This is a genomic window from Neptuniibacter caesariensis (assembly GCF_000153345.1).
GTDB classification, from domain to species: domain Bacteria; phylum Pseudomonadota; class Gammaproteobacteria; order Pseudomonadales; family Balneatricaceae; genus Neptuniibacter; species Neptuniibacter caesariensis.
The window spans coordinates 1,619,367-1,641,810 of the sequence record NZ_CH724125.1; the positions used below are offsets into that span (position 1 = coordinate 1,619,367).

The following is a 22,444-nucleotide window of genomic DNA, read 5'->3' on the forward strand; positions in this document are numbered from 1 at the left end:
CACGCTCGTAAGCGCCAGTAATTATAGTTTTGTTCCTAGAATGATCCCTTTAGAACGTAAGTGCTCCAGGGTCTGTCCGCCCCCAGCCACCACTTGACTTGGCTCGGGGTGCTGCATCTCTTCAGCAATTTGCAACAGCGCAGCTTCACCAGAAAGCTCATCATCTTCTGAAAGGAGATAAAGCAAACGCGCGGTCACTGCATTAACTTCCATAAAGTTCACTTCGTCTTCACGGTTACGGTACGCGATCAAGAACGTCGGCTGTTCGGCAGGTTGCTCAGGCAAAAAATCAGGCCTGATACAATGCACCGGGAATTGATACGATAATGACCAGGCTAACGGAGACTGTACCGGATGCTCAGTCAAAAGGTCGCCGTTTGGTTTTACATCATCCAAAGGCAGCTCTAACTGTGAAGAATCCAGTGCCAACTCGACCCACTCATAGTGAATCAACTCATTGAGAAACGCAGGATCACTTTCCTGAGGCTCTCTTTCCTCGTTCACAAACTGAATAAATTCCTGCCCTATCTCCAAAAAATAGGGCGTATGGCAATGGTGATACTCAAAGAACTCGCGCGCCAACCCTAACCAATAAGCTTCCGAACTAATGCGTTTCAGAACCGGAAAGTTACCCGCCAGAAAGCCTTCAACATTGTTGAAGAAGAGATCCCGATAAATGGCCATACGACGATCTTCGATCCCGTCGGGTTTAGCATTTTTGTCAGGATTACGAATATGAGCCGCAAAAGCGTATTGATGCTCCTGAAATTCAGGCAACTGTTTGTTCATGACTCATCTTCCATTGATTCTGGTAAAAACGAACCTGGTCTACTTCTTCAAGTAGCTCTGCCATCGGCGGAATATTGAAATCACGCTCGAGCAAAGTCGGAATCAAACCAAAACGATCATAGGTTTTTTGCAGCAGAGACCAGACAGGGTCAATAACCGGTGCTCCATGCGTATCAACAATCAGGTCTTCGGCCTCATCATAATGACCTGCAATATGTAGATACATTATCCGTTCTGCAGGCATCGCATTCAGGAAAGTATTGGCATCGTAGCCATGATTCACACTGTTCACGTAGATGTTGTTCACATCGAGAAGCAATTCGCAATCGGCTTCCTCAAGCACAGCAAGCAGAAACTCCTGCTCGGTCATTTCGGAACCGGCAACGCCATAGTAAGAAACGTTTTCCATCGCGATTTTCTGTTCGAGTACATCCTGAACCTGTCGAATCCGACCAGCAACGTACTTAACAGCTTCTTCGGTAAACGGAATTGGCATCAGATCATACATATGCCCATCATCAGAGCAGTAGCTCAGATGTTCGGAATACGCGCGGATATTATGGTCCTTAAGAAAAACTTTTAAGTTCTTAAGAAACTCCATATCAAGTGGCGTTGGCCCACCAATCGACAACGACAAGCCATGAGCCATAAACGGATACTGTTCGGTGTATCGACGAAACGCTTTACCGAATCGCCCTCCCAAGCCCATCCAGTTTTCTGGTGCAATTTCCAGAAAATCGATTGAATCGGCATCGACTTCTTTTAAAGTTTCCGTCATGCAACGACGAAAACCAAAACCTGCACCTGACACAGGATACGCTTTATTGCTCATTTATCGCTCCGCTCACCAGAGATCAAAAGGCCCCGCTGTGCAGGGCCTCACGTCGACTACAAAGTAAGACTGTGATTACTTAGAACCACCACATTTACCTTCGCCACATTTACCTTCTGCTGGCTTTTTGTCGCCACCGCATTTGCCTTCACCGCATTTGCCTTCGCCTTCAGCTTTTTTACCGCCGCACTTACCTTCGCCACACTTGCCTTCGCCTTCAGCTTTCTTACCGCCGCACTTACCTTCGCCGCACTTGCCTTCGCCTTCAGCTTTCTTACCGCCGCACTTACCTTCGCCGCATTTGCCTTCGCTTTTAGTTTTTTTACCGCCGCATTTACCTTCGCCGCACTTACCTTCGTTCATTGCAACTTGCTGGCTGTAGCCAGAAGACAGGTCAGTTGCTGCAAAAGGATTCTCCGCAGCTGTTGCAACAGGTGCAGTAGCCATACCAGCAATAAACGCCGCACCAACAGCAGCTACCATAGGTTTTACAGAAGAATTCTTAGCCATTTTGGTTTCACCCCAATTATCAGTTTTTTATCATCTTGCGATAGTTTTTAATTCAACTAGAGCCTGTCACTAGCTCTTGCGTTTGTGACCCTGCGCTTTCAAGAAAGTTTCACAAATTGTAAAGTTTTGTAAATTTTTTCTGTATTGCAGCGCTCACTGATACATAGAGCCTTATATTGCAGATTTGTTCCCTAAAACTTTAGTCGGCTTTAATAACTCTTCTTGATTGAAGAGCCTAGGCAAGCTCTAATTGTTTATATTTTCTATCTATACAAGGCACATTTATGATCTCTACTGAGCAGGTATCTTTTGACCAACAGCATATTTGGCATCCCTACTCTTCGATGATCAATCCACCGCCAACCTACCCTGTGGAATCCGCAAGAGGTGTGAGAATAAAGCTGGCAGATGGGCGCGAACTCATTGATGGCATGGCCTCCTGGTGGTCAGTAATACACGGCTACAATCATCCAGAGCTTAATCAGGCAGCCCATCAGCAGATTGATAAAATGTCACATGTGATGTTTGGCGGCCTGACCCATGAACCTGCTATTGAGCTGTGCAAGAAACTCGTAGAAATGACTCCATCGAGTCTCGATAAAGTATTCCTTGCTGATTCAGGTTCAGTTGCGGTCGAAGTTGCCTTAAAAATGGCCATTCAATACCAACATGCCCGTGGCAAACCTGAAAAACACAAACTGATCACCATACGTAATGGATATCATGGTGACACTTTTGGGGCGATGGCAGTTTGCGATCCGGTTACAGGTATGCACGAAATTTTTTCCGGCACACTACCTAAACAGTTCTTTGCTCCTGCCCCACAAACAAGGTTTGAACAAGCCTGGGATGAAAACGACATAACCCCTCTTCAAAGCCTACTGGCGCAAAACCATGACCAGATAGCAGCTCTGATTCTTGAACCAATAGTTCAGGGCGCTGGAGGTATGCGTTTTTATTCTGCCGAATATCTTCGCCAGGCGCGCACGCTCTGCGACGAATATGATGTACTGCTCATCGCTGATGAAATTGCGACAGGCTTTGGACGAAGCGGCCGCCTTTTTGCCTGTGAGCATGCAGGAATCGAACCCGATATATTATGCCTCGGAAAAGCGATAACCGGGGGTTATATGACGTTGGCAGCGACGCTGACCAGCAGCCATATTGGTGAGACAATCTCTGCTGGCGGCGCCGGATGCTTCATGCACGGACCAACATTTATGGGTAATCCGTTGGCCTGCGCTGTAGCAAACAAAAGCCTCGAACTGCTTGTTAACAACGACTGGCAAAGCAATGTCCAAAGAATTGAAAACGGACTCAAAGCTGGACTTTTAGAAGCCAAAAACCTTGCTAAGGTAGCCGATGTTAGAGTCTTAGGCGCTATTGGTGTGATAGAGATGAAAGAGGCGGTCAATACTAGCGAGATTCAGAAGCTATTTATTGAACGAGGCTTATGGATACGTCCATTCGGTAAGCTTGTTTATGTAATGCCTCCCTTTATTATGCAGGATGAAGATCTTGCCACACTGACCTCAGGTATGGTCGAATCTGTAGCAGCCTATCAGTATTAAGGAAGAACAATGGCAAGAATAAAAATTGATATGCCGGATAACTACATCTTTTCCACAGAGATGCCAATCCGAATTAGCGACATCAACTATGGGGGCCACCTCAGCAACGATGCCATGCTATCCATTGTGCATGAAGCACGCATCCGCTTTCTAAACCATTATCACTATGCAGAGCTGGATATTGAGGGTCTAGGTCTGATCATGACAGACTCAGCAATTGTATATAAAGCGGAAGGCTTCCATGGGGATCTGCTTCAGATCGATATCGCGCTTGGCGACTTCAACAAATATGGCTGTGATATTTTTTATCTGATTACCAATAAGAAGACCGCCGTCGAAGTAGCGCATGCGAAAACAGGGGTCGTATTTTTCGATTATGAACAACGTAAGGTGACAGGTATTCCGGAAGCCTTTGCAAATAAGGTACTTAAGGAAGCCTAAGCGGGGATATACAAATTGAGGCTATAGAGCCCCCTCAATGCATCCAGATAGATAAGCTAAAAAGAAAGGGGAATATTCCCCTTTCTTTCTATTCGCTCAGACCCACAAAAAAACTATTTCATTTTACCAACACCACAACGTTCTTGTTATGGAAGCTGTTGGCTATTCCGCATGGCTTGGAGGTTCTCGGTGTTTTGCAGTCTCAGCAAGGTCCCTGTTACGGCTACCTTTTTTAATCTTCACTTTAAGATGCAGCGCAGTTTTCGCTAGCATCATTGCACTCACAGGCGCCGTTATAAAAAGAAAAATGGTAATAAGTAGTTCATGCGCACTCACGCCACCACTTCGGTAGGAAGTGAGCAGCATACAAGCGACTAGAATCGCCCCCATGCCTAACGTCGTGGCTTTAGTTGGCGTGTGAAGTCTCATATAGAAATCCGGCATTTTTAACAGACCAATGGAGCCTAATAGGACAAAAATACCGCCCATCAGTAGTAACGCGGATACAACAAGTTCAATAAAAAAATCCATGCTTAACCCTTACTCAATGATATCGCCGCGCAACAAGTATTTACACAATGCAGCCGTACTCACAAAGCCCAACATTGCAATTAGCAAAGCAGCTTCAAAATAGAGCGATGTACCCATAATCAAGCCAAACAAAAGAATCAAAGCAATACTATTTATATACATAGTATCCAGTGCCAGAATGCGATCAGGTTGATCAGGGCCGACAAACATAGTTATCAAGTTAAGCGTCATCGCAATGATAACCATAGCCGTTGCAGCAATAAGGCAGATCATTAACATCCGAAAATCTCCTTCAATGGCTGTTCATAGCGCTTTTTAATCTCTCTGATCGATGCTGTTTCATCCACAAGATGAAGCGCATGGACATATAGCCACTTCTGATCACTCGATACTTCAGCACTCACTGTACCAGGGGTCAGAGAAATTGTGCTTGCCAGTAAGGTGATCGGAAAGTCTCCGGTAATATCTAAAGGGATTGCCAGAAACCCTGGTTGTAAGCGTTTAGACGGCCCCAGTACCTGAACCGCAACCTCAAAATTCGCTGATACAATATCTCCCAAAACTTTGAGCGCATACATGACAGCGAGCATGGGCTTTTGAATCCTGAAGGGATGATCCTGCGTCCCCCTAAGAAGCTGAGGGATACCAATCGCTAAAAAAGCAGCCAACACAAGATGGCCCGGAGCAATCGACTCATTCAACAGTAACCAGACTGTAAATAGAACAATGCTTTGCCAGGGCATCGGGAAAAGAATATGCATCATCTTAACCTCCTTTTGTGTTTAACGAAGGCAGCAGCATATGCGGATTCTCTGCTTGCTGGTAAATTTGTGTAGCTGTCTGTGTTGTAAATTCAGTGATTTGGCCACCGAATATAACCAACAAAGGCGACATCGCCAGCAAGAAGAAAACAGCAACTAACTTCACGGTAGGAAGCATTTCACAGAAATTCGGCTCTCCGCCAACTCGCCAGAACATTGTAGAGCCACCCCGTGACATCGCGATAACCCCCATCAGGCTAGCAATTAATATCGCAGACCATGCCCAGGCAATTTCGGAAGGCTCAACCGCTGTCTGCAAGATCATAACCTTGCCTAAAAAGCCTGAGAAAGGCGGCAAACCAATCATCGAAACAGCAGCCAAAGAAAACGCGATTCCCAAAGGCAAGGATTGGCACATCCGGCGAGAACGGGCAAAACGATCTAACACTTTACCTCTTTGCTCGGCAATCGCATCAGCCAATAGAAACATTGCGCCGGTAATAAGCGTTGAATGAATCAAATAATAGAGTGCTGCAGCGGCCGATTCGGGTGTATTGATAGCCAAAGCACACAACATGGTACCAACAGACACAATCACAAGATTAGAAACCAACATACGTAAGGTTTGGCTTGCGAGGGCACCTATAGCACCGATTGCTATTGTAAGTATCGCGATCGGCCACAACCAGGCACCGGCTAAATTAGCAAGCTCACCTGCATGATCGCCGAAAACAACGGTGAATATACGCAAAATACTGTAGATGCCGACCTTCGTCATAATAGCGAATAAAGCTGCTACAGGCGCACTTACGCTTGAGTAAGTACGAGACAACCAGAAGTGCAAAGGAAACATTGCCGATTTCAAGCCGAATACCAGCAGCAGCATCATACCACCGACCTGAGCAAGCAGTTTATCCGCTCCAGAAAGCGTACGAACCTTAACCGCCATGTCAGCTATATTCAGAGTTCCAAGCACTCCGTACATAATACCAAGCGCAAAGAGGAATAAAGCAGAACCAATAAGGTTAAGTGTTACATAATGAACACTGGCCAGAGTTTTCTGCTTGCCCCCGCCGTGGACAACCAAAGCATAGGAAGCGAGCAACAGCACCTCAAAAAAGACGAACAGATTGAAAATATCGCCTGTTAGAAAAGCGCCGTTTATCCCCATCAACTGGAACATAAACAGCGGATAAAAGAACATACCCGTTCGATCATCTGCAGCCACACCATATAAAAGTGCGCCAAACGCAAGCACCATAGTTAGCAAAATCATCAAGCTGGACAACCGATCAGCAATCAAGACAATCCCAAAAGGTGCCTGCCAATTGCCCAGTTGATAAATATTGATGATTCCACTATCTGCAATAAGAATCAGTTGAATCGAAACAGCCAGCGTTGCAATCACACCGACAAAGCTGATAGCCCTTTGGCGATTCAATGTTGTGGAAAAAGGCGGCAGCAACATCAACACTGCAACCAGCATCGGAATTAAAACCGGAAGAATCGGAAGGTGTTGCATCACTTCAACTTCTCCTTCATCTGCATATCCAATGCCTTTTCACTTCCATCAACGTGATCATTGCCCAGATCAGCACGCGCCCTCATGGCCAGAATTACTGCGTAAGCCGTCATCGCAAAGCCAATCACGATAGCCGTCAACACCAGGGCCTGCGGCAATGGGTCAGCATACTGCTCTGTTGTACCAAGGATTGCAGCACCATTAACCACAAGCCGACCACTAGAGAAAAGAAACAGGTTCACCGCATAAGAAAGCATGGTTAAACCCATAACCACGGGAAAAGTACGCCCCCTAAGAGTCAGAAAAATACCGCAGGTTGTTAACACACCCACGCAAAGCGCATAGATTAGTTCCATTACAGATTCTCCAACTCACGAGTATCTACTCGCTCAGAGGTTGTTAGTTTACCCAGGTTTGCCAATATCATCATGGTTGCACCTACCACCGTGAGATAAACACCCAAATCAAACATCATGGCACTGGCCAGCTCAAACTTACCTACCCAAGGCCACTTGAAGTAATCAAACCACGACGTTAAGAATGGGCGGTCAAATACAAAGCTACCGGCGCCGGTTACAAACGCTATTAACAGCCCCGAACCAATTAATGCCTGATAGTTAAGACTGATACGCTCCTTCATCCACTCCACACCATTAGCAATGTATTGCTGGATAATGGCTACAGCGGTAATCAAGCCGGCTATAAAGCCCCCACCAGGTTCGTTATGCCCTCGCAGGAAGATGTAAACAGAAACTAGCAGGGCCAAAGGCAGCAGCATTTGTGAAATAGTCGACAAGACCATTGGATGGGAGTCTGTACTCCAGTGTCGTCCAAATTCATCGCCTGATGGCATATACAGTCGCATACGCACGATTAGTTTATAGATACCTAACGCGGCAATGCCTAAAACAGTAATTTCGCCAAAAGTATCGAAACCGCGGAAATCGACCAGTATAACATTGACGACGTTAGTACCGCCCCCTCCGGTCTTACTATTGGCGACAAAGAAGTCAGAGATAGATTCCAGTGGGCGCGTCATCAACGCATAGTTCACCGTACCTACAATCCCGCCCACCAGTGCTGAGATACTGATATCACGCACCAAGCGTCGCGGAGCCGATTCTTTGGGCGTTCGCTTCGGTAAAAAGAACAGAGCAAGCATAAGCAGGATAACGGTAACTACCTCTACCGCTAACTGAGTCAGTGCCAGATCCGGCGCGGAGAAGCGAGTAAACGCCACCGATACAATCAAACCAACAACCGACAGCATAAGAAGCGAAATCAAACGCTGACGATGCCAGATAATCGTTGCGAATGCAGCCAGCATCAGCAGCACCGCTGCCGTACCTGAAGCATAATCAAGTGGTAACTGAGATCGCAGGCCTGCCGTTTCTTGCAACTGCATTAATGGCACGACCGACACCGCAAATGTCATGAGCAAGAAGATAGCCAGGTAACGCTGCAGGGAGCCGTTTTCAATCCAGCCATGCACTGCACTTGCGGCACGAACCAAGGCTTGTACCCACGCCTCAAATACCAATTTAGAGTCAGGCTCTGGGAACTGCCCTTGGAAATGAAAGAGCTTTTTACGGTTATAGTAGATAATCAAACCACCTACCATCGCAAGCGCACTCATTAACAACGGAATATTAAAGCCATGCCAAATCGCCAGATTATACTCAGGTACATTACCTTGTAGTGTTGCTGAAGAGGCAGCATTTAACAGATCAAGAACAACAAGACCCGGAAGCATACCAACCGCTAAACAACAAGCTACCAGTATCTCAACAGGAAGTTTCATGTAACGCGGTGGTTCATGAGGTGTTTTAGGCAGATTAACCGGCTCACCATTGAAGAAGACATCATGCATAAAGCGCAACGAGTAAGCGACCGAGAAGGCTGCCCCAATCGTTGCCAATACAGGAATTGCCCAAGATAGAGAGCCTAAGGTTCCCTGATCAAGGGTCTCAGTAAAGAACATCTCTTTAGATAAGAAGCCGTTAAGCAAGGGCACCCCTGCCATAGATGAGGCTGCGATAATGGCCAAAGTCGCGGTATAAGGCATATATTTCCACAAACCGTTTAACTGCCTCATATCACGAGAGCCAGATTCATGGTCAATAATCCCTGCCGCCATAAACAGAGATGCCTTAAACGTCGCGTGATTGATAATGTGGAAAATCGCCGCAACGGCAGCCATCCGGGTATCCATACCTAATAACAAGGTAATCAGACCCAGGTGACTAATGGTCGAGTAAGCTAGCAGTCCTTTTAAGTCATGCTTAAACAAAGCGATGTAAGCACCGACTAACAAGGTACAAAGGCCAGTGATACTCACTATCATGAACCACATATCGGTGCCGGACAGAACCGGATAGAAACGAGCCATTAAGAAGATGCCCGCTTTTACCATCGTAGCAGAGTGCAAATAAGCGCTGACAGGTGTTGGGGCCGCCATCGCATTAGGCAACCAGAAATGAAATGGGAACTGAGCAGACTTTGTAAATGCACCTAGCAGAACCAGTACTAATATATACGGATACTGGTGGGATTCCCGAATCAGATCCCCGCTACTGAGCACTTTTTGAAGATCATAGCTTCCAACGACCTGACCAATCAGAATCACCCCGGCCAGTAGTGCAAGACCACCCGCCCCGGTAACAGTTAAGGCCATGCGCGCGCCTTTACGCGCTTCAGTACGATCTGACCAGAAACTAATTAGCAGGAAAGAACTGATACTGGTTAATTCCCAGAAGAACCACATCTGCAAAAGGTTGCCTGAAGCGACTATGCCCACCATCGCGGTCATAAACAGCATCAGATAGGCAAAGAAACGTCCTATGGAATCTTTCTGAGATAAGTAATATCGAGCATATAAAATGATCAGAAGACCAATACCCAATATGAGCAATAAGAAGAGGAAAGCCAAACCATCTAATCTGACGGATAGCTCCAGTCCCGCTGCAGGAACCCAATCAACAGCATAAGCAAAGACTTCACCATTGAGCAGCTGTGGGCTGAGCGAAAGAACAATGCCTAACGCGATAGCTGGCGCTATAGCCGTTAACCAAGCACAGACCGTTCTATTAAAACGGGCAGCAAATAATGGCACAAGGCTGCCCAGTAAAGGTAACAATAATACCGCAAACAATTTCATACGTGTCTTAATCCGGTTAGATCCATCACCAAGCAGGGATAGAGATGCGCTTTCTAAAACTTAAGTACACCCGCCATTTCAGGGCATGAAAACACCCTAATTTTCTATGTTTTTATTCACAGTGTCCATTGCTACTCATCTCTTGTACAGGTTATCTATATTCTGAAGAAACAAACAGTTACCTATAATTTCCCAGATTAAGTAATGTCCCTTATTGCCTGTTCACCAAGCCCATTAAGCTAACCCAGCGTGACACCGACAACTCAGCCGTATTTTGACAGAATGGATAATCCACAATCAGGGTAACAACTACCAAACAGACTCAGAATACTTCTTTAGAAGCCCCTTCAAATTGATTACCTCGGTATTTGTTAAGTAAAGAGGGTTAATCATCCATTCCTGCGTATTGCGCATAAACATCAGGCGCCAGATTCTCAAATTTGGTGAACTTACCAATAAAGGCCAACCGCGATGTACCGATTGGACCATTACGCTGCTTACCGATAATAATTTCCGCAACACCCTTATGCTCTGAATCTTCGTTATATACTTCATCACGATAGATAAACATAATAACGTCGGCATCCTGCTCAATCGCTCCCGATTCACGCAAATCTGAGTTTACGGGGCGTTTGTTTGGGCGCTGCTCCAATGTACGGTTAAGCTGTGACAAAGCGACTACCGGACATTCCAACTCCTTAGCAATCGCTTTCAAAGAACGAGAAATCTCAGAGATTTCCTGGGTACGACTTTCGATGCCCGGTGTTTTCATCTGCATTAATTGCAGATAGTCGATCATGATCATCGAAATGGGCCCATGCTCTCTGACAATTCTTCGTGCACGTGTACGTAGCTCGTTTGGACTGATACCCGCCTGATCATCAATGAATAACGGCTTGTCGCGCATCATATTGACGGCGGTTGTCAGTTTGGGCCAATCCTCTTCTTCTAATTTACCTGTACGAATTCGCGTCTGGTCAATACGTCCCAGGGAGGAAAGCATACGCGTCATCAACTGCTCTGCAGGCATCTCCAGACTAAATACAAGCACGGGCTTACTGGTCGCCATTAGCGCATTCTCTACCAGGTTCATGGCAAAGGTTGTTTTACCCATCGAAGGACGTGCGGCCACAATGATCAAGTCAGAAGGCTGTAGGCCTGCCGTCTTATGATCCAGATCGTCAAAGCCAGTGGTGACACCTGTCATATCACCATCGCTGTTAAACAGCGTATCAATACGATCAACCGCTTTTTTCAACAGCTCATTTACGCCCTCAGGGCCTCCCTGATTAGGGCGATTTTCAGCAATCTGAAAGATTTTCTGTTCTGCCGAATTCAGAAGCTCTTCAGATGAGCGCCCCTCTGGGTTAAAGGCACCATCTGCGATCTCATTTGCCGCGCTAATCATCTGCCTTAACAGGGCACGATCACGAACAATTTCAGAATAAGCACGAATATTGGAAGCACTCGGCGTGTTCTTTGCCAACTCAATCAGATAATCAAGGCCACCTGCACTTTCCAGCTCTGCAGTACGATCAAGCTCCTCTGATAAGGTAACCACATCCAGCGGATTCCCATCGTTCACCAGCTTACGCATTGTGCGATATATCTGACGGTGCTCCTGTCGATAGAAATTGTCATCTACAACAATCTCCGAGACAGTATCCCAGGCATTATTATCCAGCATAAGCCCGCCCAAAACCGATTGCTCAGCTTCCATAGAATGGGGAGGGACTTTTATTTTGGCCAGATCTTCGTCTGAAATAACATTCGTTTCCATAAAACCTACGACCTAAAAACAAAAAAAGCACTGCGGGAAAACCACGCAGTGCTTTTATAGTACAGTACTGAACTGTCTAGCTGAAGACGATTACTCGCCTACGATAGCCAGTTTAACAACTGCAGTTACTTCTGGGTGAAGCTGAACAGCGATATCGAACTCACCGATAGAACGCAGCGCGCCCTCTGGCAGACGAACTTCGCTCTTGCATACTTCTGCACCAGCAGCAGTGATAGCATCAGCAATGTCGCGAGTACCGATAGAACCGAACAGCTTACCTTCGTCACCACACTTAGCAGTGATAGTAACTTCTTTGTCGTTCAGACCTTCAGCACGAGCAGTTGCGCCAGCCAGTTTTTCTGCAGCAGCAGCTTCTAGCTCAGCACGACGCTCTTCGAATTTAGCAACGTTTGCTTCAGTTGCAGGAACAGCTTTGCCCTGCGGTACCAGGTAGTTGCGACCGAAACCGCTTTTTACGGAAACTTTGTCACCGAGGTTACCCAGCTTACCAATTTTCTCGAGCAGAATAACTTCCATCTCGTAAACCTCTTTTGTTCTGCAATCTAATTGCAGTCCTAGTTCTTGGCTGGTATTCGCGCTCTAAAATCGACGAAACTGTCGAGAATAGCTGCAAACACCAACAGCGTAATCACATACGGTCCGATAAAGACAATTGCTAAATAAAAAGCAATCAGCCAGGACCTGCCTAAATCACGTTTAGCCAAACTGCCATGTATCAATGCGATTCCCGCAAAGATCCAAGGTAGCAGCAACAGCGGTAACCAGCGCATAAAATCGAGTTCCAGCTGGTAGATTGTTAGCAAAGAAGCCAACAAAATAGCTGTATACATCTGAGGCAGTTTCAAAACATGAAACTCTTGCTTAAAGCCCCCTGGATTATATAACCCAGACTGCCAAGACCTCGCCAGTATCAAACTCAACACCATAAAGGCGGTATGTACTGATCCCAATCCTCCAACCAGCAACAGCCGCAGCCGTTCTGTGTCGAGATTTACCTCTCCGGATTGGTGAGCCGACTGTGAAAGAAACTTTTCTGTTGCTTCAATCACCTGACCGAGAAGACCATCAAGAACTGTTTCCAGTCCTATTCCGGCCAGCGCTCCAATTGGCAGTGCTAGCATAAGCACCTTTGCCCAGGAGACTGTCTCTCGCAAAGTAATAGCAAGTAAAAATGTACCTGTTATTACTGCCAGTGGTGTCGGATCCCCACTGAATGCCCAAGCACCTGCAGGCAATAATGCCCACACGAGTACTCCGGCTCCGTCGCTTGTCCCTTTACGAAGGGTAATCAGAGCAACGGCTGCTGCACTTGCCCAATAGAGCATTGGCAGCAAGGCGGCGATAATCGCCACTAAAGCCGCTTGTTTGCGGCCTTTCATGACCAATTCGGCCAAGGCGCGCATAGGCGACTCCTCTACCTATTACTGATGGCTATCAGTGTAAGGCAGCAGTGCAACGAAACGAGCACGCTTGATAGCAGTCGCCAGCTGACGCTGGTAACGCGCTTTAGTACCAGTGATACGACTAGGTACGATCTTGCCAGTTTCTGTGATGTAACCTTTCAAAGTGTCCAGATCTTTGTAATCGATCTCCTGAACACCTTCAGCCGTAAAACGGCAGAACTTACGACGGCGGAAAAAACGAGCCATTGTATCTCTCCTCAGAATTTAGATTATTCAGCAGCAGCTTCTTCAGAAGCTTCAGCAGCAGGAGCCGCTTCTTCAGCTGGTTTTTCAGCAGGCTTTTCTTCACGACGTGGCTTACGCTCTTCGCGAGATTCAGCAGCTTTAATTGGAGAGATCTCAGTGATCGCTTCTTTACGACGGATAACCATGTTACGCAGAACAGCATCGTTGTAACGGAACAGGTTTTCCAGTTCGTCCAGAGTTTCCTGACCACATTCGATGTTCATCAGGACATAGTGTGCTTTGTGAGCATTGTTGATTGGGTAAGCCAACTGACGACGACCCCAGTCTTCCAAACGGTGGATTGTGCCTTCAGCACTCTCGATTAGAGAAGTGTAACGCTCAACCATCGCAGAAACCTGCTCACTCTGGTTCGGGTGAACCAGAAATACGATTTCATAATGACGCATTTTAGCTCCTTTCGGGTTAATAGCCCCCTGACCACACCATGTGGCAGGCAGCAAGGAGATTGGAAATAGTTCTCCAAAGGACGCGTAATTCTACGCACCTAAGAGAGGTGTTGCAAGTTTTGCGCGAAATATAGACAGCCGAAGAATAGCTACTTCAGAATACGCATTGATACATAAGCGCCAAGCTTTTCCCCCGCACTGTCAATCAGGGGCTGCCCATGAACAGCTACACGCTTGCGCTCACCCAGGGCAGAAGCCACTTCCACTTCAAGATGAGAGATTACCTCTCCCTCCAGTGCCCTAAAGATTGGCCATTCAAATTGCTTTAGTTCGCGCCCGGACTCAGGCTCAAACAACTTAAACGGCGCATCATCAAAGCGTTCAAGATGTGCATCTTCTGGCAGGCCGCGCAGCTTATTAACAACGCGATTTGAATAGACAAAGCGACCTTCATTATCACAAACCACCACACCGCTTTCGATATTTGATAATACCGCCTGCATAATCGTTGCCTGATGCGTTAGCTGTTTTTTCAGCTTCTCACTTTTCTTTTGATTTTCCTGAAGAAAAGTCACCATGCTTGCAAAAGCCTCTGTGGTCTCGTCGATATCGTGAAAAATACTCCCCCGCGTATCGATATTCACTTCCATCACGCCCGCTTTCACCGACTGAATGCTTTTCTGAATACCATGGATGGGACGCGACAAAGAACGAGCAAACACTAAACCGATAATGACACTAATGAGAGTAATGAGCCCCGCAAGAACCAGATTCAGCTTACGGTTCTCTTTGATTTCGGTCAGGAAATCGTCTTCAGGTACATAAATACCTAGCAACCACGGCCAGTTATCCGAAAAAGGGGTAAAAACCGCATGATACTGCTTACCCTCATACGAGAAATTAGTATTCACCGCAGTATTTAACACATACCAGCCGGGCTGTTTCCCTAAAGAAGCAACCGCTGTCTGCGTTGACTCACTCGCTAACTCATTAATTTTAAGCAAGCGCCTTTGCCCTGTATTCAGATCATCCGCATAACTGCCTTGCAGATTCCTGTGTGCTATCACATCGCCATTATTGTTTAGGATTAGCGCTGAAGCATGCTCACTTAACTCAAGGTAACCCAGAAAATCCGACAAAGCGGACAGGTCAATATCTACGCCGACAACACCAACCAATTCACCCGCTTTGGAAAAAACAGGACTAGCCACAGTAATCCCTGGCGTTTTTGAGGTGAAAAACAGATAAGGATCGGTCCAGATTTGCTTTCTTTCATTGGTTGCCTTCATGAACCAGGGACGCATCCGCGGATCGTAAAGGTCATCGGGATCAAAAGCGCTATCAACTAGTTCATGTTCTTTACTGTACCAGCGGTTGTACACTGTCCTTTCTTCAGGACTGTTGAGTATTCTCTTGACCTGAAAATCGCTAACCTCAGCACTGCGGCGAACAAAATAAAAGTCCCCTTCTAAATTGCCATAGTAAATACCAGCAATGTGCGGATAAAGAATCAGCTGATCAAAGAAATACTGCTCCATCTCCTCAGGTTTTTCTTCACTGACCACCTCATTACGAGCCAGGCTTCGAGTCAGGCTTACTGCTGATTTAGCGGGTGAGAGGAACTCTTCTGAACGATGGATAACTTCACGGGACAGGTTGCGCATCAGCTGTTGGGCATGCCCAATCAACACCTGCTCAGTACTCAGGTAAGAGGAAGCCATGATGACACAGACGGTCACCACCTGTAGTGCAACAATACCTAACGCCAGTGTTTTTGATATTGATAAACGCATACTTGCCTCTGCCGTTTTTCTGCATCTTTCTTATGCGACTGCCCCTGACTCCCAAAAAACCATATAAAACAATAAGTAGTCAGAATTTAATCGCCTACTATAGACCAATTTCCGGGCAATACCAGCATAAAAAAAAGCTGCCTTTGGCAGCTTTTCTCAAGTTCGATGATAAGGTCTTTATTCAACTTCCACTATTTCGTAGCTATGTGTAATCTCTACACCGCCACGCTCAAGCATCAAGGATGCTGAACAATACTGCTCAGCAGAGAGTTTAACGGCCCTCCCAACCTTTTTCTCATTGAGCCCGCGACCACTCACGACAAACTTGATATGGATCTTAGTGAATACCGCAGGTACTTCATCCGCGCGCTCAGATTCAATTTCAGCAACGCAATCAACAACATCCTGACGGGTTTTCTTCAAAATACCCACCACGTCATAGCTAGTACAGCCACCCAAACCAAGCAGCATTAACTCCATTGGTCGAGGACCTTGCTTCAGCTCACCATCGATCATTAAATCAAAGCCGGATCCGGTTGTGGCCTGAAAGCGCACATCCCCATCCCATTTAACTTTTGCACTCATACTCATAGCGCTACAGCCTTATTCAAAAAGTTCTTTTAGTTTCTGACCCGGGTTTTCTGCGCGCATAAATGCTTCGCCAACAAGGAAACTGTGAACATTATGCTCACGCATTGCCTTCACATCTGCCTGCGAATGAATGCCGCTTTCCGTCACAACAATGCGATCATCCGGAATCATCCCCAAAAGGTCATAGGTATTGTTCAGGGTCACTTCGAAGGTATGCAGATTACGATTATTAATACCGACTAAACGATTATTAAGCGGCAATGCTCGCTCTAACTCATCTGCACCATGCACTTCAATCAATACATCCATCCCTAACTCAACCGCCAAACCATTCAGATCAGCCATTTGCTGGTCTTCCAGGGCGGAGACAATGAGAAGAATACAGTCCGCGCCAATCGCCCGAGCCTCATAAACCTGGTATGGATCAACAATAAAATCTTTACGAATAACAGGTAGGGAGCATGCAGCTCTTGCCTGCATAAGAAACTCTTCACTTCCCTGAAAATAATCCCGATCGGTCAACACCGACAAACAGCTGGCGCCGCCAAGCTCATAGGAAGCGGCTATTTCGGAAGGCACAAACGGCTCACGTAACAACCCTTTAGACGGGCTCGCTTTTTTTGCCTCAGCAATGACTGCAGAACGACCTTCATCGATAGCCTTCGCCATATTGGCTACAAAACCACGAGGATCAAAATCCGTACCTTGCTGATCAGCAATTTTTGCTTTCAGATCGGCAATTGAAACATTCGGTTGACGCTCTGCAACTTCTTCAGCTTTACGCGCCAGAATTTTTTTCAAAATTGTTGGTGTATCTGACATGTCTTAACCCTTAAACGCCTGACTGAATTCAGCAAGCTCTTTAACCTTGTTTGCAGCAGCGCCACTTAAAATCGTTTCTTTTGCCAATGCAACACCTTCACGTAAGGTCGAAGTCGCATCAGCTGCGTAAAGCGCCGCGCCCGCATTAAGCGCAATCATATCGACCGCTTTAGCATTTTTACCGGCAAACGCCGCCTGAATCAGCGCCAGACTTTCATCCGAACTATGAACCTGCAACCCTTCCAACGATTGTTTTGAAAGCCCCGCATCTTCAGCTGTCAGGGTATATTCTGCTACCTCACCCTCTTTAAGTTCAGCGACAAAAGTATCACCCGCCAAGCTAATTTCATCCAGCCCTTCAGCAGCATGAACAACCAATGCATGCACGGCTCCCAGTGCTTTCAACGCCTCAGCCATCGGTTTGCATAATTTGCTATCAAATACACCCAGAAGATAATGCTTTGCACCGGCTGGATTAGTTAGCGGGCCCAAGATATTGAACAAGGTACGAAGCGCCATCTCTTTACGAGGCCCAATCGCATACTTCATCGCACTATGATGCTGCGGAGCAAACATAAAGCCTAGTCCCACCTTCTCGATGCAGGCCCCAACCTGCTCAGGCGTCAACGACAGGTTAATGCCAGCCGTTTCCAGAAGATCAGCTGAACCAGAACTGGATGAAACCGAGCGATTGCCATGTTTAGCCACGTGACCACCCGCCGCCGCCACTACAAATGAGCACGCACTGGACACATTAAAAAGGTTCGCACCATCACCGCCCGTACCTACAATATCCACAGCATTAGCGACATCAATATCAACAGGTGTCGCCAGCGCTCGCATCGCGTCCGCAGCACCCGTAATCTCATCAACCGTTTCACCTTTCATACGTAAAGCGATCAACAAACCACCTATCTGCGCATCCGTGGCATTGCCTGTCATGATTTGCTCCATCACGGCACGCATATCATCTTGAGAAAGATCTTGCTTATCTACTACTAAAGCCAGCGCCTGTTTGATATCCATCTGCTGATCCTTGTACTTATTTGCTTCGTTTTAAAAAGTTAGCCAGCAGGTCATGCCCCTGCTCTGTCAAAATTGACTCTGGATGAAACTGCACACCTTCGATATCCAGCTCTTTATGCCGAACACCCATAATTTCATCGATAGAGCCGTCTTCATTCTGAGTCCATGAGGTAATCTCCAGGCAATCTGGAATCGTTGCCTGATCAATAACCAAAGAATGATATCGAGTCACTTCAACCGGGTTATTAAGTGCCGTGAACACACCATCATCATGGTGGTATACCGGAGAGGTTTTACCATGCATAACCTGCTTAGCACGGACAATATCCCCACCAAACGCCTGCCCGATACTCTGATGTCCTAAACAGATACCCAGAATCGGCAGCTTACCTGCAAAATGCTTAATCGCAGCAACTGATACGCCTGCTTCATTAGGCGTACATGGACCTGGCGAGATCACCAGATGGTCAGGGTTAAGCGCTTCGATCTCTTCAATCGTGATCTCATCGTTACGGTATACATGCACATCTGCTCCCAGCTCACCTAAGTACTGCACTACGTTGTAGGTAAAGGAGTCATAATTGTCGATCATTACTAACATTGTTCTTTCCTTTAGCTGGGATTAATTACAATCATTTTGATGCCTTCTGAACTCTTGATCACAGATTATCCAGCCCTTTTTCAACCATTGCGACCGCACTAAACACAGCACGTCCTTTATTCATGGTTTCTTTCCACTCCAAACGCGGCACAGAATCCGCTACAACACCCGCACCCGCCTGGATATGCAGCACATCATCTTTAATGACCGCTGTGCGGATCGCAATCGCTGTATCCATGTTCCCATTCCAGGATAGATAACCCACTGCACCACCATAGACGCCGCGTTTTACCGGTTCCATCTCATCAATGATTTCCATGGCACGCACTTTAGGTGCACCGCTTAATGTTCCCGCAGGTAACGTCGCACGCAGAACATCCATTGCTGAAACATCAGGTTTTAGCCTGCCGTTCACATTAGATACGATATGCATCACATGCGAATAGCGCTCTATTACCATCTTATCCGTTAGCTCTACACCACCGACTTCAGCGACACGACCCACATCATTCCGACCCAGATCAATCAACATAAGATGCTCAGCGATCTCTTTAGGATCAGCCAGCAGCTCTTTCTCCATTGCCAAATCTTCTTCAGGTGTAAGACCGCGCTTTCGGGTACCCGCAATTGGACGAACACTTACCTGACCATCTTCTACCCGCGCTAAAATCTCTGGTGAAGAGCCTACCACATGAAAATCTTCAAGATTTAACACATACATATAAGGTGATGGGTTAAGACAACGAAGTGCCCGGTAGAGATCCAACGGTTTGCGGTTAAATGGAATCGACATCCGCTGGGATATCACGCACTGCATGATATCACCGTCGAGAACATACTCTTTGATCTTATCAACAGAGCCCATAAATGCCTGTTCACCAAAGCTTGATTTAAACTCCGCTTCAGCCACCTCTCGCTGTTGAGAGGCCGGGGTTTCATCATAAGGGGTCGCCACCCTTAATTTTTCAACCAATTGATCCAGGCGACGTTGCGCCTTTTCATAGGCACTATCTTCAGCAGGGTCTGCATGAGCGATCAGGATCAACTTCCCTGCCAGATTGTCGAAAACCACCACTTCATCCGACACCATCAGCAGGATATCAGGTGTACCCAGCGTATCCTCTGGACAGCTGTCTTTCAGGCGCTTTTCTACATAGCGAACACAGTCATAGCCAAAATAACCTACCAGCCCTCCGTTAAAACGAGGCATACCTTCTAACTGAGGGACCCGATAGCGCTGCTGAAACGTTTCCACAAAATCCAGAGGATCTTCCATTTGGAAGTTTTCCAGCTCTTCACCGTTATCGGTGACAGTGACGGTCTCACCATGAACTTTCAGAATCGTCCGGCAAGGCAAACCGATAATGGAGTACCGCCCCCATTTTTCGCCGCCCTCAACAGATTCCAAAAGATAACTATAAGGCTGATTCGCGAGTTTTTTATAGGTGGATAAAGGTGTATCTAAATCCGCTAACACCTCACGGGTTACGGGGATTCGATTGTAATCTTGCGCTGCAAGTTCAGCAAAAAGTTCAGGTGTCATGTTGTCTCTCACAAAGCCGGTAAATAATGGACGTCAGGCGCTCTGAGCAGACACAACTTAGGAAGTTAAAATAAGCAGTAGCAATTTTCTACTTAAGACAAGGCAGAAGTTAACCAGAAATCAAATCTCTAGTTCCAACCTGCCTGAATATGTGTCTGCCAGGGGTTGAATCAGACACGCCATCGCCATCGTTCACCGACAAACGGGAAACGATCTATTGCTGCATCTTTTAGTAGACTCGCTGTAGCAAATGGCATCACGGCAGAACAGTTATTAAATAATTGATAGCCAAACCATATAGCAGCGGCCAATTCGAATCAACCACTGGCATAGATTAATCAGACCTTTTGATATGCTTTCCCAGACAAACTTCCCCCAACCATTACTAACAGCTAAAGCTTCTTTATCTATCAAGTAACATCAAATAGGGGATAAACGAAAAGCAAGGGATGAGGCATCAGCGCCTGATATCAGGTCATTTGCGGAAATAAGCGCAAAAAAAACCCCGACGAAGCGGGGTATACAAGTGCTGTGATAAGAACCTGCTATGTCTCAATTAGTTAAGCCACGCAGTACAAGTCATAAAATGGGGATGACCTGTGAGCTGCTTACTAAGATAGACGAAGAGGACTTATAAGAAAAATCGATTTTAATTAACCATAAAATCGATTTTTTCGAGGAATAGAAAAGCCAAAAGCTTTTCAGATCATCTGATCCAGCGTTTCAACAATCAGATCAGGCTGGCTTTCCGATATAGGGGAACCATGGTTATAGCCATAAGGCACACAAACAACCGGGCAACCCGCAGCACGAGCGGCTCGGACATCACTAACTGAATCCCCAACCATCAAAGTTACGTCAGGCTCCACGCCACATGCGACCATGGCTTCCTGCAAAGGACGGGGATGAGGCTTTTTCTCAGGAAAGCTATCACCACCAAACACAACTCCAAAATAGCTATCGAGCTGCAACCCTTCCAGCATGGATCGGGTAAACCGCATAGGTTTATTCGTAACCAACCCCAACCTTACGCCGGAGACGGCAAGCGACTCGAGACACTCACGCACTCCTGGGTACAGCTCACTTTGATCAGCCGTAGCCTGCGCATAAAAATCCAGGAAAAGATTATACGCGCGCCGATACTGATCATCCTCTTCGCCAGAGGGGTAAAGATCATCTGCCAGAGCGCGCTTAACCAGCATCGCTGCGCCGTTGCCGACCCACGTCCTCACTTTTTCCAGACCCGCCACTGGCCGGTCGAGGGCACAGAGCATTTTATCCACAGCCTGCGCCAGATCTGGAACGCTATCCACCAGCGTCCCATCAAGATCAAACAAGACCAGCTGCGGCATATCGCCGGAAAAAAGCTCACGCATCATTACAGATCAGCCATAGCCAATTGCTCACGCATTTGCGCGATCGTATCGGCATAATCATCTGTGTTAAAGATTGCGGACCCAGCAACAAAGGTATCAGCGCCGGCTTCGGCAATTTCCTTAATATTGCCTACACCTACACCGCCATCAATTTCCAGGCGGATATCATAGCCACTTTCATCGATAATTTTGCGCGCCTGGCGCAGCTTATCCAAAGTTCCTGGAATAAATTTCTGACCGCCAAAACCTGGATTAACAGACATCAACAACACCATATCTACCTTATCCAGCACATACTCCAGATGACTCAGAGGCGTAGCAGGGTTGAATACCAGACCGGACTTACATCCACCATCACGAATCATTTGTAAAGAACGGTCAATATGCTCAGAACCTTCTGGATGGAAAGTAATGTAACTGGCACCGGCCTCGATGAAATCCCCAATCAGGCGATCAACAGGCTTGACCATCAGGTGCACATCAATCGGCGCTTGAATGCCATGCTTGCGTAAAGCACTACATACCATAGGCCCAATCGTCAGGTTTGGCACATAGTGGTTATCCATAACATCAAAGTGAACAATGTCTGCTCCTGCAGACAGAACATTTTCAACCTCTTCTCCCAGACGGGCGAAATCAGCTGAAAGTATTGAAGGCGCAATTTTAAAATCTGGCATCTTGT

24 protein-coding genes are annotated in these 22,444 nt (G+C 46.7%); 2 read left to right on the plus strand and 22 right to left on the minus strand.

Annotated features, from left to right (window positions below; all coding sequences use genetic code 11):
- Positions 1–21: 21 nt before the first annotated feature.
- From MED92_RS07615 to MED92_RS07625, 3 genes are all read right to left on the minus strand, one after another.
- The gene (locus MED92_RS07615; RefSeq protein ID WP_007020946.1) at positions 22–789 is read right to left on the minus strand and encodes an HvfC family RiPP maturation protein; all 768 of its coding nucleotides are present in this window, start codon (positions 787–789) and stop codon (positions 22–24) included.
- Positions 770–1,621: an HvfB family MNIO-type RiPP peptide maturase gene (locus MED92_RS07620; RefSeq protein ID WP_007020947.1), complete on the minus strand. Its 852-nt coding sequence runs from the start codon at positions 1,619–1,621 to the stop codon at positions 770–772. Before MED92_RS07620 ends, MED92_RS07615 begins: the two co-directional genes overlap by 20 nt.
- Before the next feature lie 75 nt (positions 1,622–1,696).
- The gene (locus MED92_RS07625) at positions 1,697–2,131 is read right to left on the minus strand and encodes an HvfA family oxazolone/thioamide-modified RiPP metallophore (protein ID WP_007020948.1); all 435 of its coding nucleotides are present in this window, start codon (positions 2,129–2,131) and stop codon (positions 1,697–1,699) included.
- A gap of 284 nt (positions 2,132–2,415) precedes the next feature.
- On the opposite strand from MED92_RS07625, the gene bioA reads away from it, so the two are divergent.
- The gene (gene bioA / locus MED92_RS07630; protein WP_007020949.1) at positions 2,416–3,702 is read left to right on the plus strand and encodes an adenosylmethionine--8-amino-7-oxononanoate transaminase; all 1,287 of its coding nucleotides are present in this window, start codon (positions 2,416–2,418) and stop codon (positions 3,700–3,702) included.
- Between the two features lie 9 nt (positions 3,703–3,711).
- Positions 3,712–4,143, plus strand: a complete 432-nt coding sequence (locus MED92_RS07635) for an acyl-CoA thioesterase (RefSeq protein ID WP_007020950.1) — start codon at positions 3,712–3,714, stop codon at positions 4,141–4,143.
- A 162-nt stretch (positions 4,144–4,305) separates the two neighbouring features.
- Here MED92_RS07635 and MED92_RS07640 read toward each other — a convergent pair whose 3' ends face one another.
- From MED92_RS07640 to rpe, 19 genes are all read right to left on the minus strand, one after another.
- Positions 4,306–4,674 carry a Na+/H+ antiporter subunit G gene (locus MED92_RS07640; protein WP_007020951.1) on the minus strand — a complete coding sequence of 123 codons (369 nt, stop codon included), beginning with the start codon at positions 4,672–4,674 and terminating at the stop codon, positions 4,306–4,308.
- Between the two features lie 9 nt (positions 4,675–4,683).
- The gene (locus MED92_RS07645) at positions 4,684–4,953 is read right to left on the minus strand and encodes a K+/H+ antiporter subunit F (RefSeq protein ID WP_007020952.1); all 270 of its coding nucleotides are present in this window, start codon (positions 4,951–4,953) and stop codon (positions 4,684–4,686) included.
- Positions 4,947–5,438 carry a Na+/H+ antiporter subunit E gene (locus tag MED92_RS07650; RefSeq protein ID WP_007020953.1) on the minus strand — a complete coding sequence of 164 codons (492 nt, stop codon included), beginning with the start codon at positions 5,436–5,438 and terminating at the stop codon, positions 4,947–4,949. The genes MED92_RS07645 and MED92_RS07650 overlap by 7 nt, the downstream gene beginning before the upstream one ends.
- Position 5,439: 1 nt before the next feature.
- Positions 5,440–6,957, minus strand: a complete 1,518-nt coding sequence (locus tag MED92_RS07655) for a monovalent cation/H+ antiporter subunit D (protein WP_007020954.1) — start codon at positions 6,955–6,957, stop codon at positions 5,440–5,442.
- Positions 6,957–7,313: a Na+/H+ antiporter subunit C gene (locus MED92_RS07660; RefSeq protein ID WP_007020955.1), complete on the minus strand. Its 357-nt coding sequence runs from the start codon at positions 7,311–7,313 to the stop codon at positions 6,957–6,959. Before MED92_RS07660 ends, MED92_RS07655 begins: the two co-directional genes overlap by 1 nt.
- Positions 7,313–10,114, minus strand: a complete 2,802-nt coding sequence (locus tag MED92_RS07665) for a monovalent cation/H+ antiporter subunit A (RefSeq protein ID WP_007020956.1) — start codon at positions 10,112–10,114, stop codon at positions 7,313–7,315. Before MED92_RS07665 ends, MED92_RS07660 begins: the two co-directional genes overlap by 1 nt.
- A gap of 385 nt (positions 10,115–10,499) precedes the next feature.
- On the minus strand, positions 10,500–11,894 hold the full coding sequence (dnaB, locus tag MED92_RS07670) for a replicative DNA helicase (protein ID WP_007020957.1): 1,395 nt from the start codon (positions 11,892–11,894) through the stop codon (positions 10,500–10,502).
- 90 nt (positions 11,895–11,984) lie between these two features.
- Positions 11,985–12,431, minus strand: coding sequence for a 50S ribosomal protein L9 (rplI, locus tag MED92_RS07675; RefSeq protein WP_007020958.1), 447 nt, complete (start codon positions 12,429–12,431; stop codon positions 11,985–11,987).
- A gap of 38 nt (positions 12,432–12,469) precedes the next feature.
- Positions 12,470–13,318 (minus strand): hypothetical protein, encoded by an 849-nt coding sequence (locus MED92_RS07680; RefSeq protein WP_007020959.1) that lies wholly within the window; start codon positions 13,316–13,318, stop codon positions 12,470–12,472.
- An 18-nt stretch (positions 13,319–13,336) separates the two neighbouring features.
- The gene (rpsR, locus tag MED92_RS07685; RefSeq protein ID WP_007020960.1) at positions 13,337–13,564 is read right to left on the minus strand and encodes a 30S ribosomal protein S18; all 228 of its coding nucleotides are present in this window, start codon (positions 13,562–13,564) and stop codon (positions 13,337–13,339) included.
- Positions 13,565–13,587: 23 nt separating this feature from the next.
- Positions 13,588–14,010 (minus strand): 30S ribosomal protein S6, encoded by a 423-nt coding sequence (rpsF, locus tag MED92_RS07690; RefSeq protein ID WP_007020961.1) that lies wholly within the window; start codon positions 14,008–14,010, stop codon positions 13,588–13,590.
- A 149-nt stretch (positions 14,011–14,159) separates the two neighbouring features.
- Positions 14,160–15,803, minus strand: a complete 1,644-nt coding sequence (locus MED92_RS07695; protein ID WP_007020962.1) for a cache domain-containing protein — start codon at positions 15,801–15,803, stop codon at positions 14,160–14,162.
- A 177-nt stretch (positions 15,804–15,980) separates the two neighbouring features.
- Positions 15,981–16,388: an OsmC family protein gene (locus MED92_RS07700; RefSeq protein ID WP_040662394.1), complete on the minus strand. Its 408-nt coding sequence runs from the start codon at positions 16,386–16,388 to the stop codon at positions 15,981–15,983.
- Between the two features lie 18 nt (positions 16,389–16,406).
- Positions 16,407–17,216, minus strand: coding sequence for an indole-3-glycerol phosphate synthase TrpC (gene trpC / locus MED92_RS07705; protein ID WP_007020964.1), 810 nt, complete (start codon positions 17,214–17,216; stop codon positions 16,407–16,409).
- 3 nt (positions 17,217–17,219) lie between these two features.
- The gene (gene trpD, locus MED92_RS07710; RefSeq protein ID WP_007020965.1) at positions 17,220–18,242 is read right to left on the minus strand and encodes an anthranilate phosphoribosyltransferase; all 1,023 of its coding nucleotides are present in this window, start codon (positions 18,240–18,242) and stop codon (positions 17,220–17,222) included.
- 16 nt (positions 18,243–18,258) lie between these two features.
- On the minus strand, positions 18,259–18,843 hold the full coding sequence (locus MED92_RS07715) for an aminodeoxychorismate/anthranilate synthase component II (RefSeq protein ID WP_007020966.1): 585 nt from the start codon (positions 18,841–18,843) through the stop codon (positions 18,259–18,261).
- Between the two features lie 58 nt (positions 18,844–18,901).
- Complete coding sequence (gene trpE, locus MED92_RS07720) at positions 18,902–20,386, minus strand: anthranilate synthase component I (protein ID WP_007020967.1); 1,485 nt, start codon at positions 20,384–20,386, stop codon at positions 18,902–18,904.
- A gap of 701 nt (positions 20,387–21,087) precedes the next feature.
- Positions 21,088–21,765 (minus strand): phosphoglycolate phosphatase, encoded by a 678-nt coding sequence (locus tag MED92_RS07725; protein WP_007020968.1) that lies wholly within the window; start codon positions 21,763–21,765, stop codon positions 21,088–21,090.
- Positions 21,765–22,439 carry a ribulose-phosphate 3-epimerase gene (gene rpe / locus MED92_RS07730; RefSeq protein WP_007020969.1) on the minus strand — a complete coding sequence of 225 codons (675 nt, stop codon included), beginning with the start codon at positions 22,437–22,439 and terminating at the stop codon, positions 21,765–21,767. The genes MED92_RS07725 and rpe overlap by 1 nt, the downstream gene beginning before the upstream one ends.
- Between the last annotated feature and the right edge of the window lie 5 nt (positions 22,440–22,444).